At 71.3% G+C, this 16,669-nt stretch carries 14 protein-coding genes; 9 read left to right on the top strand and 5 right to left on the bottom strand.

Annotated features, from left to right (window positions below):
• Positions 1-28 precede the first annotated feature (28 nt).
• Together uvrA and Hrr1229_RS07325 are read left to right on the top strand one after the other, a co-directional pair.
• On the top strand, positions 29-2,980 hold the full coding sequence (gene uvrA, locus Hrr1229_RS07330) for an excinuclease ABC subunit UvrA (protein WP_123113505.1): 2,952 nt from the start codon (positions 29-31) through the stop codon (positions 2,978-2,980).
• 105 nt (positions 2,981-3,085) lie between these two features.
• The gene (locus Hrr1229_RS07325) at positions 3,086-3,466 is read left to right on the top strand and encodes a Rid family detoxifying hydrolase (RefSeq protein WP_123113506.1); all 381 of its coding nucleotides are present in this window, start codon (positions 3,086-3,088) and stop codon (positions 3,464-3,466) included.
• Positions 3,467-3,512: 46 nt separating this feature from the next.
• On the opposite strand, the gene Hrr1229_RS07320 is transcribed toward Hrr1229_RS07325, so the two are convergent.
• Positions 3,513-5,522 (bottom strand): helix-hairpin-helix domain-containing protein, encoded by a 2,010-nt coding sequence (locus Hrr1229_RS07320; protein ID WP_123113507.1) that lies wholly within the window; start codon positions 5,520-5,522, stop codon positions 3,513-3,515.
• A gap of 127 nt (positions 5,523-5,649) precedes the next feature.
• On the opposite strand from Hrr1229_RS07320, the gene larE reads away from it, so the two are divergent.
• Complete coding sequence (gene larE / locus Hrr1229_RS07315; protein ID WP_123113508.1) at positions 5,650-6,600, top strand: ATP-dependent sacrificial sulfur transferase LarE; 951 nt, start codon at positions 5,650-5,652, stop codon at positions 6,598-6,600.
• Positions 6,601-6,718: 118 nt separating this feature from the next.
• Entirely contained in the window at positions 6,719-6,922 is a 204-nt protein-coding gene (locus Hrr1229_RS07310) for a hypothetical protein (RefSeq protein WP_123113509.1), read from the top strand.
• Between the two features lie 473 nt (positions 6,923-7,395).
• Here Hrr1229_RS07310 and mdh read toward each other — a convergent pair whose 3' ends face one another.
• The gene (gene mdh / locus Hrr1229_RS07305) at positions 7,396-8,310 is read right to left on the bottom strand and encodes a malate dehydrogenase (RefSeq protein ID WP_123113510.1); all 915 of its coding nucleotides are present in this window, start codon (positions 8,308-8,310) and stop codon (positions 7,396-7,398) included.
• A 151-nt stretch (positions 8,311-8,461) separates the two neighbouring features.
• Here mdh and Hrr1229_RS07300 point away from each other — a divergent pair, with 151 nt between their 5' ends.
• The 3 genes from Hrr1229_RS07300 (at position 8,462) to Hrr1229_RS07290 (ending at position 12,407) form a co-directional block, all read left to right on the top strand.
• Positions 8,462-9,055, top strand: coding sequence for a hypothetical protein (locus Hrr1229_RS07300; protein WP_123113511.1), 594 nt, complete (start codon positions 8,462-8,464; stop codon positions 9,053-9,055).
• A 72-nt stretch (positions 9,056-9,127) separates the two neighbouring features.
• A complete protein-coding gene (locus Hrr1229_RS07295; RefSeq protein WP_123113512.1) occupies positions 9,128-10,534 on the top strand; it encodes an MFS transporter in 1,407 nt (468 codons plus the stop codon).
• A 76-nt stretch (positions 10,535-10,610) separates the two neighbouring features.
• Positions 10,611-12,407 carry a histidine kinase N-terminal 7TM domain-containing protein gene (locus Hrr1229_RS07290; RefSeq protein WP_123113513.1) on the top strand — a complete coding sequence of 599 codons (1,797 nt, stop codon included), beginning with the start codon at positions 10,611-10,613 and terminating at the stop codon, positions 12,405-12,407.
• A gap of 49 nt (positions 12,408-12,456) precedes the next feature.
• On the opposite strand, the gene Hrr1229_RS07285 is transcribed toward Hrr1229_RS07290, so the two are convergent.
• From Hrr1229_RS07285 to Hrr1229_RS07275, 3 genes are all read right to left on the bottom strand, one after another.
• A complete protein-coding gene (locus Hrr1229_RS07285) occupies positions 12,457-13,200 on the bottom strand; it encodes a DNA polymerase sliding clamp (protein WP_123113514.1) in 744 nt (247 codons plus the stop codon).
• Positions 13,201-13,261: 61 nt separating this feature from the next.
• Complete coding sequence (locus Hrr1229_RS07280; protein WP_123113515.1) at positions 13,262-13,618, bottom strand: hypothetical protein; 357 nt, start codon at positions 13,616-13,618, stop codon at positions 13,262-13,264.
• A 145-nt stretch (positions 13,619-13,763) separates the two neighbouring features.
• Entirely contained in the window at positions 13,764-15,143 is a 1,380-nt protein-coding gene (locus Hrr1229_RS07275; protein WP_123113516.1) for a phosphoglucomutase/phosphomannomutase family protein, read from the bottom strand.
• 513 nt (positions 15,144-15,656) lie between these two features.
• Between Hrr1229_RS07275 and Hrr1229_RS07270 the strand changes: the two genes are divergently transcribed.
• Entirely contained in the window at positions 15,657-16,187 is a 531-nt protein-coding gene (locus tag Hrr1229_RS07270) for an NADPH-dependent FMN reductase (protein ID WP_123113517.1), read from the top strand.
• A gap of 105 nt (positions 16,188-16,292) precedes the next feature.
• Positions 16,293-16,664, top strand: coding sequence for a rhodanese-like domain-containing protein (locus tag Hrr1229_RS07265; RefSeq protein WP_123113518.1), 372 nt, complete (start codon positions 16,293-16,295; stop codon positions 16,662-16,664).
• Positions 16,665-16,669 lie beyond the last annotated feature (5 nt).

The raw sequence follows: 16,669 nt of genomic DNA, 5'->3' as shown, positions 1-16,669 counted from the left end.
CCGCGCGCGCACGCTATGAGCGGACGAAATGAGCAAGGACTACATCGAGGTCCGCGGCGCCGAGGAACACAACCTCAAGGACCTCGACGTCCGGATCCCGCGCGAGGAGTTCACCGTCGTCACCGGGCTCTCCGGGTCGGGGAAGTCGTCGCTCGCGTTCGACACGGTGTACGCCGAGGGGCAGCGCCGGTACATCGAGTCGCTGTCGGCGTACGCCCGTAACTTCCTCGGGCAGATGGACAAGCCGCAGGTGGAGGCCGTCGAGGGGCTCTCGCCCGCGATCTCCATCGACCAGAAGAACGCCGCGAACAACCCCCGCTCGACCGTGGGAACCGTCACCGAGCTACACGACTACCTCCGGCTGCTGTACGCCCGGATCGGTACCCAGTACGACCCCGTCACCGGCGAGGAGGTGGGCGAGCAGTCCGCCCAGGACATGGTGAAACAGATCCTCGAACTGCCCGAGGGGACCCGCGCGAAGATCGCCGCGCCGGTCGTGCGCGACCAGAAGGGCGCCTTCGAGGAGCTGTTCGAGGAGCTGGTCTCGGACGGGTACGCCCGCGTCGAGGTCGACGGCGAGCCCGTCGACCTGACGCTCGACGACCCCGAGCTCGACCAGAACTACGACCACACGATCGACGTGATCGTCGACCGCGTGACCGTCTCGCCCGACGCCCGCTCGCGGATCACCGACTCCGTCGAGACCGCCTTGGAGGAGGCCGGCGGCGCGCTCAAGCTGATCGTCCCGGACCCGCCCGAAGACGTCCCGTTCGCCTCCAACACCCGATCGACCGGGTCGCTCGCTGAGGACGCCGACGGCGACGACCGACTGATAGTGGAGTTCTCCGAGGAGCTCGGCAACCCCAACTCCGACTTCCAGTTCTCCGAGATCGAGACGCGCTCGTTCTCCTTCAACAGCCCGTACGGCGCCTGTTCCGAGTGCGAGGGGATCGGCTCCACCAAGGAGGTCGACGAGGACCTCGTAATCTCTGACCCCTCCAAACCGCTCAAGCACGTGTTCGAGCCGTGGAGCTACGACCGCACCTACTACTCCCGCCAGCTCGACAACGTCGCCGACCACTTCGGCGTCTCGCTGGAGACGCCCTTCGAGGAGCTCGACGAGGCGATTCGGCGGCAGTTCCTCTACGGCACCGACGACCTCGTCCACTTCGAGTGGACCACCAAGAACGGCACCCGCGAGAAGACGGAGCGGTTCGAGGGCGTCATCCCGAACCTGGAGCGCCGTCACGTCGAGACCGACTCCGAGCGCGCCCGCGACCACATCGAGGAGTTCATGGCCGTCACCACGTGCCCGGAGTGCGAGGGCACCCGCCTCAAAGAGCAGTCGCGGCACGTCCTCGTCGACGGCACGCCGATCACCGAGGTGAACCGGATGTCGATCGCCGACGCCCGCGCGCACTTCGAGGGGATGGAGGCGCGGCTCGGTGAGCGCGACACGACGATCGCCGAGGAGATTTTAAAAGAGATCCGCGCGCGGCTCGGCTTCATGGAGGAGGTCGGCTTAGAGTACCTCACGCTCGACCGCGAGGCGTCGACGCTCTCGGGCGGCGAGAGCCAGCGCATCCGGCTCGCGACCCAGGTCGGCTCCGGGCTCGTCGGCGTGCTGTACGTGCTCGACGAGCCGTCGATCGGGCTCCACCAGCGCGACAACGACCGTCTGCTCGACACGCTCACCGGACTTCGGGACCTCGGCAACACCCTCGTCGTCGTCGAGCACGACGAGGAGACGATGCGCCGGGCCGACGAGATCATCGACATGGGACCCGGCCCCGGCAAGCGCGGCGGCGAGGTGGTCGCGCAGGGCGACTTCGACGACATCGTCGCGGCCGACGAGTCGGTAACCGCCGACTACCTCGCGGGCCGCAGGGAGATCCCGGTCCCCGAGGAGCGCCGCGAGCCGGACGGCGAGCTGACGGTGCGGGGCGCCCGCCAGCACAACCTCACGGACCTCGACGTGTCGATCCCCCTCGGCACGCTGACGACCGTCACGGGCGTCTCCGGCTCCGGGAAGTCGACGCTGGTCCACGACGTTCTTTATAAGGGCCTCGCCCGGAAGATGAACGACAACACCTCGGTCGACCCCGGCGAGCACGACGCGATCGAGGGGACCGAGGGGATCGAGACGGTGCGACTCATCGACCAGTCGCCGATCGGCCGGACGCCCCGGTCGAACCCCGCGACGTACACGGACGTGTTCGACTACGTCCGCGAGCTGTTCGCGGAGACCAAGCTCGCGAAGCGCCGCGGCTACGAGAAGGGCCGCTTCTCGTTCAACGTGAAGGGCGGGCGCTGCGAGGAGTGCGGCGGGCAGGGGACCGTGAAGATCGAGATGAACTTCCTCTCGGACGTGTACGTCCCCTGCGAGCAGTGCGGCGGGGCCCGGTACAACGACGAGACGCTCGACGTCACTTATAAGGGCGCGACCATCTCGGACGTGCTCGACATGAGCGTCGACGAGGCGTACGACTTCTTCGAGAGCCACCAGGGGCTCCAGCGCCGCCTGAAGCTCTTAAAGGATGTGGGGCTCGGCTACATGGAGCTCGGCCAGCCTTCCACCACGCTCTCCGGCGGCGAGGCCCAGCGCGTGAAGCTCGCCGAGGAGCTCGGGAAGAAGGCGACGGGCGACACCCTCTACCTGCTCGACGAGCCGACGACGGGGCTCCACAAGGAGGACGAGCGCAAGCTGATCGACGTGCTCCACCGCCTCGTCGACGGCGGCAACACCGTGGTCGTCATCGAGCACGAGCTCGACTTGGTGAAGAACGCCGACCGCATCGTCGACCTCGGCCCCGAGGGCGGCGAGGGCGGCGGCGAGCTCGTCGCCAGCGGGACGCCGGAGGAAGTCGCCCGCGAGGAGGATTCGCACACCGGGCGGTACCTGCGCGACCTGCTCCCCGACGTCGACATCACGGGGCCGCGCGACGACCGCCGGAAGCCCGCGGCCGCGGACGACGACTGAGGGGCGTCGGCCGCGCGGGGCGTCCTGCTCGTGGTACGTGTCGAGGCGACCCGCGCCCGTGAGCGACCCGCACCTTGATACCCCGGCACGCCGTCGCTCCGAGCGATGCGAGAGATAACGACAGACGACGTGCCGGAGGCCCTCGGACCGTACTCGCAGGGGATCGTCTCGGGTGACACGGTCCACGTCTCGGGGAAGACGGGCGTAGACCCCGACACCGGCGAGGCGCCCGACTCCGTGGCCGCACAGACGACGCAGACGCTCGAAAACGTCGCCGCGATACTGGAGGCGGCCGGGACGAGCCCGGACGCGATCGTGTCGGCGACCGTCTACCTCACCGACATGGACGACTACGACGCGGTCAACGAGGCGTACCGGGCGTTCCTCTCGGAGCCGTACCCGGCGCGGACCTGCGTGGAGGTGTCGCGGCTCCCCGCGCCGCTCGACGTCGAGATCACGGTCACGGCCGAGCGCGACGCCGACTGAGGGCGGCGGCTGGGACCGGGAGAGCCGCCGACGGGGCGCCCCCGTCTCAGAACTTCTCCAGTAAGTCCCCGTAGAACTCCGTGTCGCGGTCGCCGGCGAGCTTCTCGACGATGAGCTCCGGCGTCGACCGCGCGAGGTGACCCTTCCGCGGCGACCGGTTCACCCGCAGCTCGCCGTCGACGAGCCCCTCGGCCTCGATGCCGTCGACGGCGACGTCGAAGTCGGCCGCGTCGCGGATCTCGCGGGCGAGGTGGGAGACGAAGACTGCCGTCGCGTCCTGCCCGTCGAGCGCCTCGAGGATGCCCGCGATGATCTTCGCGGAGGCGCCGGGCTCGGTGATAGACTCCAGCTCGTCGACCAACACGAGCCGACCGTCCGCGCCCTCGACGAGGTCGCCGAAGTCGCGGAGGGTCGCCTCGAACGCGCCCGCGTCGAGGGTGCCCTGCGATTTGGCGTAGTAGTGGACCTCCTCGAAGCGTTCGACCGTCGCCGACGCGGCGGGGACGGGCATCCCCATCTGCGCGAGCACGACGACCAAGGCGACCAGATCGAGCGTCGAGGTCTTCCCGCCGGAGTTGACGCCGGAGAGCAGCGTCGCGCCGGAGACGGCGTAGTCGACCGGCTCGGCGTCGGCGAAGTCGACGTCGAGGAGGGGAGAGCGCCCGCCCTCGATGCGGAAGCCCGAGTCGGGCGATCCGGGGTCGACCACCTCGGGCATGACGCAGTCGAAGTCGTCGGCGAACCGCGCGATCGCGAGCTCCACGTCGAGTTCGAGGGCGTCCCGGACGAGCGTCTCCACCGGCTCGCGGAGGTCGCCGAGGTCGCTCGCGAGCTCGGCCTTCAGCCGGGCGGCCCGCCGGTCGCGCGCGGCCGAGATCTCGGTCTTGAGCCGCGAGACGGCGCCCTCGTCGTGGTCGACCGGGAACGAGGGGTCGCCGCCGAAGACGCGGTCGGCGAGCTCCGCCTCCTCGGGCTCCAAGCGAAGTGCGTCGGCGAGGTGCTCGCGGGCGCGGGCCATCGCCTCGTCGTACTCGTCGGCGAGCTCGCGGTCTAAGAGGGAGTCGACGCGGGCGCCCTGCTCGACTAAGGAGAGGAAGTCGGTCCCCTCGATGGTCACGTCGCGCTCGCGGATCGCCTCCCGGAGGCGGTCGTCGGCGACCGACTCCGCGGTCGACACCGCGGCGTCGAGGTCGTCGACGGCGGCGGTCAGGCGGGTCAGCTCCTCGTCGCCGACGATCGTCCCGTCGTCGTCGAGCCGCGCGAGCGCGTCGCGGAGGCGGTCGGGGTCCGCGGCGGGGTCGCCGTCGGCGACGGGGTCGCCCGCCGCCGCGGCCGCCTCGTGGACCGCCGCGGCCGCCTCCAGCCGCTCGCGGTTCGCGGCGAAGAACGCGAGCAGGCGCTCCGGGACGGTCTCGGCGGGCTCGTCGAGGGCGTCCGGTCGGACGTGGACGTCGCCCTCGACGTCGAGCCCGGCGAACTCCTCGTCTAAGACGATCACGGTCGCGTACGAGCGGGCGAGCTCGGAGACGTCGCGGGCGTCCTCGACCGTCTCGACCGAGAGCTCCGGGACGGCGGCCTCGGCCCGCGCGAGCGTCTCGGCGTCGGCGGTCGCGAGACAGCGGTCGCGCACGCGGACCGTCGGCGGATCGGTGAGGGGTTCGACGCCCGCGAGCGCCTCGCGGACCGCGGGGTCGGGGTCGCGCTCGATCGCCGACTCGACGAACGACTGTGCCTCCGCGATCCGAGAGGCGGAGGCGCTCGGATAGAAGGTCTCCAGCCGCTTGGCGGCGTAGTCGGTGACCGTGCGCTCGCGCAGCAGGTCGATCGCCTCCCGGTACACCTCGCGGGCGCGGTCGGTCGCCAGCACGCGGCCGTCGTCGCCATGTCGGCGGCGGATCGCGCCGCGGGCGATGCGGGCCGCGCGGGCCTCGTTGACACCGGGCGCGCGGGCGATCGCGGCGACGTCGCCGGACTCGACGGTCGCGGCCGGGTCGTCGAGCTCGCGCAACGCGGCGGCCGTCTTCGCTCCGACGCCGGGGATCGCCTCCAGCTCCATCTACTCGGCGCTATCGCGGCAACGCGCAAAAGGATGGGGGGTCGCGGTCGAAATGAGGTGCGACGCCGGATTCCTCGCGCTCGCCGCGGCCGACGCGCTTTTTCCCGCCGCCCGCGAACGCGGGGGCATGAGTCACCACACCCTCGCCGCCGACCGGGACGCCCTCGACCCGGAGACGGCGGCGAAGGCGGCGGCCGCCCGCGACGCCCTCGGCGAGCGCGACGGCGTCCTCGTCGCCTTCTCCGGCGGCGTCGACTCCGCGGTCGTCGCCGCGATCGCGCGCGACGCCCTCGGCGACGACGCGGTCGCGTGCACGGCGCGGAGCGAGACGCTACCGGCCGCGGAGCTCGACGACGCGAAGCGGGTCGCCGGCGAGATCGGGATCCGCCACGAGACCGTGACGTTCTCCGAGCTCGACGACCCGAACTTCGTCGCCAACGACGGCGACCGGTGTTACCACTGCCGGACCATGCGGCTCGGCCGGATGTACGAGACCGCCCAAGAGCTCGGCATCGGCACCGTCTGCGACGGGACGAACGCCGACGACCCCGGCGAGGGGCACCGCCCCGGCCTGCGCGCGGTCGAGGAGCTGGACGTGTCCTCGCCGCTGCTGGACGCCGGGATCTCGAAGGGCGAGGTCCGCGAGATCGCCGAGGCGTACGACCTCTCGGTCGCCGACAAGCCGTCGATGGCGTGTCTCTCCTCGCGGATCCCGACCGGCCTAGAGGTGACGGAGGAGCGGCTGACACGCGTGGAGAAAGCCGAGCGGGTGCTCCGCGAGTGGGGGTTCGAGGGGTTCCGCGTCCGCGACCACGACGGGCTCGCGCGCGTCGAGATCGCCCCTGACGAGCTGGAGCGCGCGCTCGACCCGGCGTTCGCCGACGCCGTCCACGAACACCTCACCGACCTCGGCTTCGACTACGTCACCCTCGACATGGCCGGCTACCGGACCGGGAGCGTGAGTCCGGGCGAGGAGACGGCGGAGGACACCGGAGACGAGAGCGCGGAGAGCGACGACGCAACCGAAGCGGAGGACGGCGGCCACGGCGTCGACCTCGGCCGACGCTATCCGCGCTGACGGCGGTCGAGAGGTGCGCCGCCGACGGTTGAGAGGCGCGTCGACGACCGCTCGTCCCGTTATCACCCGTGAGAGCCCGACGCGAACGCTTATTATCCGTGTTGGGAAACCGACACCTATGAGCGAGGCACAGACGCTCGCGGTCATCGCCGGCGGCGTCGGCGGCTCCGTCGGCGCGTTCGTCGGCGTCGCGGTCGGCGGTGACGCACTCTCGGTGACGCTGACGACGCTCGTCGTCGCGCTGCTGGTCGGCGGCGGCGTGGTCGCGAGCGCGGTCATCGCCGGCGACGTGGAGTTCTTCGCGAACGCCGACGGCGAATAAGCGGAGTGAGAACTCCGAGTCGGTTGTTTATAGGCGGACAGCTGCGGATCGCCGGTAAACACCTCCAAAGCCCCGGCCGCTCGGGTATACGCAGCCGCTGACGGAGCGAGGACGAACACCTCCAAAGCCCCGGCCGCGACGTCTCGCGCGCCTTGCTGCGCTCCTCGCTCGCTATCGCTCGCTGCGGTGCTTGCTGCGGCGTGCTTCGCCCTCGCGACCGCCCCTTTGAGTCCCGCCCCCACCGCGACCGCAGCCTCACACCTCCCCAGCCTCGCGGTTCGCGCTCTTCGAGCGCTCACCGCGTCCCTCGCGCGTGCACCTCGCGCCCGGTGGGCGCTCGGTGGCACGCGCCACCGCACAGCTTTACTTATAAATAAGCGTTCGGCGCTGTCGCAAGCTCCGGCCAGCATCACGCAAAAAACGGAGTATCGAGATCGCGTCGGCCTCGGCAACCGAGGGGGTCGACTCGGCTGTTACGCGATCTTCTCGTACTGCTCGGAGAGCTTCTCGGCGGCCTCGTCGAGCAGCTCGGCCTCGTACTCGTCGAGGTCCCACTCGACGACCTCCTCGACGCCGTTCGAACCGAGCTTCGCGGGCACGCCGAGCGCGGTGTCGTCGTAGCCGAACTCGCCGTCGAGCACGACCGAACAGGGGAGCACCTCGCCGGTGTCGTTCAGGATCGCCTCGACCGTGTGCGCGACGCCGGTGGCCGGGCCCCACTGCGTGGCGCCCTTGCGGCTGATCACGTCCATCGCGGACTCCTGGAGGTCCGCCAGGATCTGCTCTTTCTCGTCGGCGTCGAACTCGGGGTCGCGGCCGTCCACGCGCACCTTCGAGAAGACGGGCGCCTGCGCGTCGCCGTGCTCGCCGAGGATCGTCGCCTCGACGTTCTGCACGGGCGCGTCGAAGCGCTCGGAGAGGACGTAGCGGAAGCGCGCGGAGTCGAGCCGCCCGCCGAAGCCGACCACCTGACCGCGGTCGCGGTCGCCCGCCTCGTACAGGTGGCGGTTCAGCAGGTCGACCGGGTTCGAGGTGGTGACGGTGACGAAGTCGTCGTTGTGCTCGGCCAGCGACGAGCCGATGTCCTCCATGATGGGCGCGTTGTCGCCCGCCAGATCGATCCGGGTCTGGCCCTCCTTCCGCGGGATCCCGGCCGTGATCACGACGACGTCCGAGCCGGCGGTGTCCGCGTACTCGCCCTGCCGGACGGTCGTGTTCGAGTCGTAGGCGATGCCGTGGTTGGTGTCGGCCGCCTGCCCGATCGTCGTCTCGCGCTGGTCCGGGATGTCGACGAAGACGAGCTCGTCGACCACGTCGCGCAACGCGAGGTTGTAGCCGGCCGCGGCCCCGACGGTCCCCGCCGCACCGATGACGCTGACTTTTGTCATACCGTCTGAAATCGCGTCCGGCCGGCGAGTAAACGTTTCGGAAGCGGGTGATCGATCGTGGCTATTCCGAGCGGCTCCGGGGTCGCCCGGCGCTCCGCCCCCGCCGGGCGTCGCGAAAACCCTAACTCCCGCGGCCGCACACTCCCACCCAGTGCCGACGTTCCGCTACCCGTGTCCCGGCTGTCGGACGACCAACAGCCTCCACGACGCCGACTGCGACTTCGAGGGCGTGAGCTGGCCGACCATCGAGAAGGCGTACACGGACCTCCTGACGGTCCTCACCGCCGAGCCCGACGGGATGGCCGAGTCCACGCTCCGCGAGGCGGTCCACGGCGAGTGGGGCGGGCTCCGTAAGGCCGCGCTCGACGCCTTGGAGCGCGAGCAGCGCGTCGTCGAGGAGAACGGTCGGCTCCGGCTGCTCACCGCCGCGGAGTTCAAGGAGCTCGTCTCGGAGCCGACCCGCGACCCCATGCGGACCGTCTACGAGCACGGCTCCGTCCCCGGCTGCCACGACAACGCCGTCTTCGCGATGGTCGCGTGGTACGAGATGGTCGGGCTCTCGTGGCCCGAGACCCGCGAGAACGTCGTCGAGTGGCTGCGCGAGTCCGGCGCGTGGGACCGCGGCGGCTTCGAGGAGTCGACGCCCGAGGAGCTCGTCGACGCGAAGCGCCACGTGTACGACGAGGGGTACGGCTGGAAGGAGAAGGGGCAGGCCGCGAAGCGCGTCATCGAGCGGCATTTATAAGTCAGAGTCGCCGCCGGCCGCGGCGACGTACCGCGGCCGCCTTCTTAAGTTCGCGCGCGGCCTCTCTCGACCGTGACACACCCGGAGGCCGGCGCGGCGGCGAGCGGGGACGAGGTGGAGACGCTCGTCGCCGACCGCGGCGACGACGAGGGGCAGCGACCACCCGCCGTCGCCAACCCGCGGCGCGCGCTCGCGGTCGTGATCGGCGTCGTGTTCATCGACCTGGTCGGCTTCGGGATCGTGATCCCCATCCTCCCCTTCTACGTGCGGTCGTTCGGCGTCAGCGACGCCTTCATCGGCCTGCTCGCGGCGTCGTACTCGCTCGCGCAGTTCCTCGCGGCGCCCACGCTCGGCCGGCTCTCGGACCGGATCGGGCGCCGGCCCGTCCTGCTCGCGTCGCTCGCGACCGCCGGCGTCGCGTGGGTGACGTTCGGCTACGCCGGGGAGTCGGGGGCGCGCTTCGGCACCGTCGCCGCGCTGGCGACGCTGTTCGGCTCCCGGACGCTCGCCGGGGCGATGGGCGGCAACATCGCCGCGGCGCAGGCGTACGTCGCCGACATCACGCCCCGAGACCGACGCGCGGGCGCGCTCGGGCTCGTCGGCGCCTCCTTCGCGCTGGGCTTCGTCTTCGGCCCGGCGATCGGTGGCCTGCTCGCGGCCGATCCCGTCGTGGCCCGCGCAGGCGCTCTCTTCCCGGCGTTCATCCCGGCGACGGCGTACTCGCTGCCGAGCTTCGCGGCGGCGGGGATGAGCTTCCTCGCGGTGGGCGTCGGGTTCGTCTTCCTCGAGGAACCGAACCGGACGCGGCCGGCGGCGGGCGCGGCAGGCGCGGAGGGCCGCCGCCGCACCACCGCGATCGGCCAGTTCCGCGACGCGCTCTCCTCGGTCGCGCTCCGACCGCTGACGGTCGCGTACTTCGTCGTCGCCGTCGCGTTCGCGGGCGTGCAGGTGATGTTCATCCCGTACGTCGCCGACGCGTTCGGCTACGACGCGACGGCCGCCGCGTTCCTGCTCACCTACGTCGGCGTCCTCGGGGCGGTGAACCAGGGGGTGCTCGTCGGACGGCTCTCGCGGATCGTCCCCTCGCGAACGCTCGTCGCCGTCGGATCGGTCGTTCTCGCGGCCGCGCTCGTCGCGATCCCCGCCACCGGACTCGTCGACCGGGCGGCCGGCGACGTCGCGCTCGGCGGGCCGGCGTGGCTCACGCTCCCGCTGGTCGCGCTGCTCGTCGCGCTCGCGGCGCTCTCGCTGGGGAACGCCCTCGTCAACGTCTCGCTGGCGACGCTCGTCTCGACGTCGGCCGACGACGCGGAACAGGGGGCCGCCTTCGGCGTCACGCAGGGCGCGTCGAGCCTCGGTCGAACGGTGGGGCCGCCGCTGATGGCCGTCCTCTACACGGTCGCCGTCGCGTCGCCGTTCCTCGTCGGCGCGCTGCTCCTCGTCCCCGTCGCGGCGGCGTTCGGGCGCCGGACCGGATGACCGCGCCGAGGCGGGGGCGACTCGGACCGCGGCCGCACGACAGTTTTACGCCGGCCGTCGCCGTCGTCCCCCACGCATGGTCCTCGACCTCGTCCCCGCGTGGCCCGCCGGCGGCTCGCTCGCCGGCGGGGCGGGGGCGATCGGTCTCGCGCTGGCGATCCGCGAACACCGGGGACGCCCCGGCGTCGACTGGTTTCTCGGCGTGTTCGCCGCGCAGGCGACGTGGTGTCTCTCCTACGGGGTCGGGCTGCTCGTCTCGGACCCGACGCTCCGGGCCGCGCTGGAGACGACGGCGTGGCTCGGGATCGTCTGGACCGGCGTCGCCTTCCTCGGCTTCGCGCTGGAGTACACGGGCCGGAGCGACGTGGTCCGCGGCCGGCTGTTCGCCTCCGTCGTCGGCTTCGGGCTGCTCTCGACGGCCCTCTTGGCGACGAACCCGTTCCACGGGGCGTTCTGGACCGGGTTCGGGATCGACCCCGCGTTCGGCGTCGCGACGGCCTCGTACGCGTTCGGCCTCTGGGCGTACCTCGTCGTCGCCGTCGAGACCGTGCTCGTCGCCAGCGCGGTCTTCCTGCTGGTCGACACCCTGCTCAGCTACGGCCCGCTGTACCGCCGGGAGAGCGCCGCGGTCGCGCTGAGCTCGCTGCCGCCGGGGTTCGCCCTGGTCGCGTGGACGCTGCAGATCGGGCCGGTGCCGCGGCTCCAGCTCGCGCCGATCATGTTCGTCCCCCACGTGCTGCTCGACGCGTACGCGTTCAACCGCGCGGAGATGTTCGACCGCAACCCGACGACGAGCCGCGCCGCCGAGCGAACCGCGATCGACGACCTCGCCGACCCGATCGTCGCGCTCGCACCGGACCGACGCGTGGTCCGGCTCAACCCCGCCGCCGAGACGCTGCTGGGCGCGGACGCCGAGACCGCCCGCGACCGCCCCCTCGACGCGTTCCTCGACGTCCCGGTCGGAGCGGACGGGAAGGACAACGAGAGCGGCGACGACGAGGGGGGCACCACCCGCGAGACGGTCGAGGTCGACACCGGACTCGGCGCGGGGCGCCGCACGTACGCGGTGTCGACCTCGCCGCTGACCGACCCCAGCGGGACCCGCGTGGGCTACACGGTCGTCTTCTCGGACGTGACGGAGCGGGAGCGCCGGCGGCAGCAGCTGGAGGTGTTGAACCGCGTGCTCCGGCACAACCTGCGGAACGACGCCGGCGTCGTCCACGGCTACGGCGAGCTGCTCGCCGACCGATTGGAGGACCCCGAGCTGGCGCGGATGGCCGACGCGATCGAGCGCCGGGCGGGCGCGCTGGCCGCGCTCGGCGAGAAGGCGGGCACCGTCGAGCGGCTCCTCTCCGACGGGGAGGCGAACGCGGTCGCCGTCGACGAGCTCGTCGAGAGCGCCGTCGCCGACGGGCGGGAGCGCGACGGCGACGCGACCGTCGAACTGGACGTGGGGCGGGGCACAGAGAGGGACACCGAAGAGTGGACCACCCGCGTCAGGGCCGACGCGCTCCGCGCGGTCGTCGAGAACACCGTCGAGAACGCCGTGGTCCACCACGACGGGGAGGGCGTCGAGCGCGACGACGGCGGGCCGTGGGTCCGGGTGTCGCTCGAACGGGAGCGCGGCGAGGGCGACGAGGAGGAGCCCGACCGGTTCGTCCTCACCGTCGCCGACGACGGTCCGGGGATCCCCGACCACGAGATCGAGACCGTCGAGGCCGGGCGGGAGACGGCGCTCGAACACGGCTCCGGGCTCGGGCTGTGGGTCGTCGCGTGGGGCGCCGCGGCGGTCGGCGCCGACGTCGACTACGCCGAGCGCGAGCCGCGGGGGACGACGGTGACGGTGTCGATCCCGATCGTGAACGGAGAGTGAGGAATAGAGCCGTCAGACAGCTACACTGGAAAGGTCGTTTTCGGGCGCTTCAGTCGCTCTGAATGCGGGGGGCTAGCATGAATGTCACATTTCCGAGCCCTTCTGCGAACCCGTAGTGGAGCTTGACCGGGAACTCCTCGCCGAGCTCGATGGTGACCTCGGCGTCGCCGGGGATCGCCTTGTTCATGTCCTTCAGGTAGTCGAGGCTGAACAACGAGTCGGCGGGGCCGGCGGTGAGCGCGATGAGGTCCTCGCGCGTGAGTTCGAGGTCGACGTCGTCGGTGTCGCCCTCGGCCTCGATGAAGAACGCCTCGTCGGTCTCGTCGACGCGCAGGCGGATGTGGTCCGAGACCATGTCGGCGGCCTTGATCCCGCGGTCGATCTGGGCGCCCTCGACGACGATCTCGGCGGCCAAGTCGAGGTCCGGGATGTCCGGCTCCTGGCGGATAGAGTCGGGGTCGATGAGCGCGAGGGTGTACGAGAGGCCGTCGATCTCGATGTGGAGCTTGCGGGTCTCCTCGTCGAGTTCGAGGTGGATCAGGTCGCCGGAGTTGGCCATGCCGGCGATGTCCTCCAAGCGCGCGAGGTTGACGCCGATGACGCCGCCGTCGGCCTCGTACGACTCGAACGCCGCGGCTTCGAGGGTGAGGTCGACCATGCCAACGTTGGCGGGGTCGACGGCGCGGATCGAGAGCTCCTCCTCGTTCAGGCGGATCTTACACTCGTCGACCAGCACGCTCACCGAATCGAGCGCGTCCTGAAACGTCGACGCGCCCACGATGGCCTTGAACATATACGTTCGGCTAGGGCGGTATCACCTAAAAAGGCACCCAATCGGGCCGGCACGGAAACGCTCAAAGCGACCGGATGAGGCGGGCGACGACGACCGCGAGCGTCGCCAGCGTCCGCCACAGCCGGAGCCGTTCGAGCCGGTACGCGAGGGGTGCCTCGTCGCCGTCGCGGTCGGGGTTGTCGCCGTCGCGGTCGGGGTTGTCGCCGTCGCGGTCGGGATCGTCGTCCGACGCGATCGGCGCCTCCCCGTCGGGCGGGTCCACTCCGTCTCGGGGGCGAGGCGAGGGAGGTTCGGTCGCGGGCGCCTCCCCGCCGCGTTCCGGTCGGTCGTCGCGCTCGCGGCGGTCGTCGGTCGGTTCGGCCGTCGAGTCGGCGATCGGTACCTCCGTCGTCCGTGGCGCGGGCGGCTCGTCGTGCATGGGACTTGCGGCCGGAGGGCGGCCGCACGCGACGATACGAAGTTAATTTATAAATATTCGAGCCGAATGCAAGGCGGAACTGAAAGTCGTTCGCCGGGCGCCGCGGGGATTCGACGCGCCGGGTCGGGCGTCCTCGGCGGTGCGCTCAGATCAGCGGCTCGACGATCTCCCGGCCCGCGGCGAGCAGCTCGTCGACCGCGTCGTCGCTGTCGGCCTCGGCGTACACTCGGAGCTTCGGCTCCGTGCCGGACGGGCGCACGAGCAGCCACGAGCCGTTCTCCAAGAGGAGCTTGAACCCGTCGAGCGTGACGACCTTCGCGACGGGGGAGCCGCGGACCGACTCGGGGATGTGGTCCTCCAGCTCGTCGAGGACGCCCGCCTTGCGGTCGTCCGGGCAGTCGAGCGACACCTTCCCGGCCGCGATCTGCCCGTGCTCGTCGAGCAGGCGGTCCACCCGCTCGTCGAACGGCTCCGCGGCGTGGGTGCCCGCGGCGAGCAGCGACATCAACACGCCGTCCTTCTCGCGGACGTGCCCGCGGAGGGTGAACCCGCCCGACTCCTCGCCGCCGAACAGCGCGTCGTGCTCGCCCATCGCCTCGGCGACCCACTTGAAGCCGACCGGGGTCTCGTACACCTCCTCGCCGTGCGCCTCGGCGATTCGGTCGACGAGGAACGTCGTCGAGACGGTGCGGACCGCGGGGCCGGAGTCCTCCTCCAGCAGCCGGTCGTAGCAGGCGGCGTAGAAGAGGTTCGCGTCGAGCACGCCGCGCTCGGGCGTGACGACCGCGATCCGGTCGGCGTCGCCGTCGTTGGCGATCCCCAGGTCGACGTCGCTGTCGGGGTCGGTGACGCGGGCGGCCAGTTCCTCGAGGTGCTCGGCCGACGGCTCGGGGGAGTCGCCGCCGAACGTCACGTCGCGCTCGCAGCGCAGGCGGCGGACCTCCGCGCCGGCGGACTCCAGCAGCGCGTCGGTGACGCCGCGCCCGCTCCCGTGCATCGCGTCGTACGCGACCGTGAGCCCCTCCAGATCCGCGCCCACGAGGTCGTGGGCCGCGTCGGCGTGCGCGCTCACGAGGTCGACGCGGGAGATCTCGCCGCGCTCGTCTTCGGGGAGGAGGTCGGGCTCGGCGAGTCGGTCGACCACGTCCTCCGTGACGTCCGGGAGCGCGGGCGCGCCGTCGCTCGGAATGAACTTCACGCCGTTGTACTCGGGCGGGTTGTGCGAGGCCGTGACCATGCAGGCGCCGGCGAGCCCGCGGTCGACGATGGCGTACGCGATCACGGGCGTCGGCGCGTCGCGCTCGGGGAGAACCACGTCGAAGCCGTTGCCGGCGAACACCTCGGCGAGGCTCTCGGCGAACCCCTCCGAGGTCTCTCGGGCGTCGTAGCCGACCGCGACCGGTTCGTCGTGGCCCGCCGCGTCGAGGTGGTCGGCGATGGCCTGCCCCACGATCCGCACGCGCTCGTCGGTGAAGACGTCGAGCGTCGCCCGCCACCCGTCCGTGCCGAAGGCAATCTTGTCCATGTCCACCCCGTCGGCGGCCGGGACAATAATGCCCGGTGCCGCGCGCGAGCCTTGCGGGGGCGAGCCGAGAGTGATGATTTATAAATGGACTGTGGTGGCGCGCGCCGCCGAGCGCCCGCAGGGCGCGAGGTGCACGCGCGAGGGAGTCGGTGGTCCGGAGCGAAGCGAAGGACCACCGACGAGGCTGGGGAGGTGTGAGGTGCGGTTGCGGTCCCGCGAGTGGAACGAGCGGGAGCATGGAAGTCGCAGCCCGCGCAGCGAACCCAGTGAGCGAGCAGGACCGTCTTCCAGTGGTGCTGTTGGGCGGGACTCAAAGGGGCAGCCGCGAAGCGGGCGCAGGCGACGTAAGTGTTCGCTGTCGATCCGTCATCAACGACGTATCGCCGAGCGGCTGGGGCTTTGGCGGTGGTCACCAACGGTCTCTAGTCAATTATTTATAAACGACGACAAGACAGCGCGGTCGGTCACCGACGATGGCCCTCGTTTTTTGCCGTTCGGCGCCGAGCCTGACGTATGACCCGAATCGTCGCCGTCTCCGGCAGCCGGCGGACGAACAGCACCACGCGGACCGCGCTGGAGGTCGCGCTCGGCGCCGCGGCGGACGCCGGCGCCGAGACCGGAATGATCGATCTGGGCGCGGTCGACCTCCCGCTGTACCACCCGGACGAGGACGCGCAGGGCGACAGCGAGGCGCTGCTGCGGCGGGTGCGCGAGGCCGACGGCGTGCTGGCCGGCACCCCCGTCTACCGCGGCTCCTTCTCCTCGACGTTCAAGAACTTCCACGACTTCTGCGGCTCGACGGAGTACGAGGACACCGCGGTCGGACTGCTGGCGACCGCCGGCGGCGGCTCCTACGGCGGAACCTTAGAACACCTCCGGTCGACGTTCCGGAACGTCCACGCGTGGACCGCCCCCCACGAGGTCGGGATCCGCGGGGCCTCGGGCATCGTCGGCGAGACGGGGATCACCGACGACGACGTCCGGGAGCGCACGGAGCGGCTCGGCCGAGTCGTCGCGGAGCACGCGGAGCGGCTTCGGGAGTGAGTACGCGGAAGCGACTGGGAGAGTAAGCGCGACGGGAGGTGCCTCGACGCGGCGACGACGCCCGCGAGCGGCAGTGATTTCTCCCGCGAACCCGATCGTCCGCCGATGGGTCGCATCCTCCCCGCCGAGTTGGACGAGCGCCTGGGAACCGACGACGAGCCGCTCCTGCTCGACATCCGGCCCGCGTCCGACTACGAGCGCGGCGCAATCGACGCGAGCCGAAACGTGCCCGTGTACGACGACCTGCGAGGCGGCGACGAGTCGACGCTCCGACGCCGACTCGACGAGCTCCCCGACGACCGGGAGGTCGTGACCGTCTGCAAGATGGGTATCGTCGCCAAGCGCGCGACGAGCGTGCTCGATGCGGCCGGCTACGAGGCGTCGACGCTCGCGGGGGGCATGAGCGGGTGGAACGGGTACGAGCGGAACTCGCTGGGGTATCGGGTCCGATCGCTGTGGTGGCGGCTGCGCGGGTGACGCGG

It is taken from the genome of Halorubrum sp. CBA1229 (assembly GCF_003721435.2).
GTDB lineage: Archaea > Halobacteriota > Halobacteria > Halobacteriales > Haloferacaceae > Halorubrum.
Note: the sequence above shows the minus strand (reverse complement) of the source record. Positions and strands in the feature narration are given on the sequence as shown.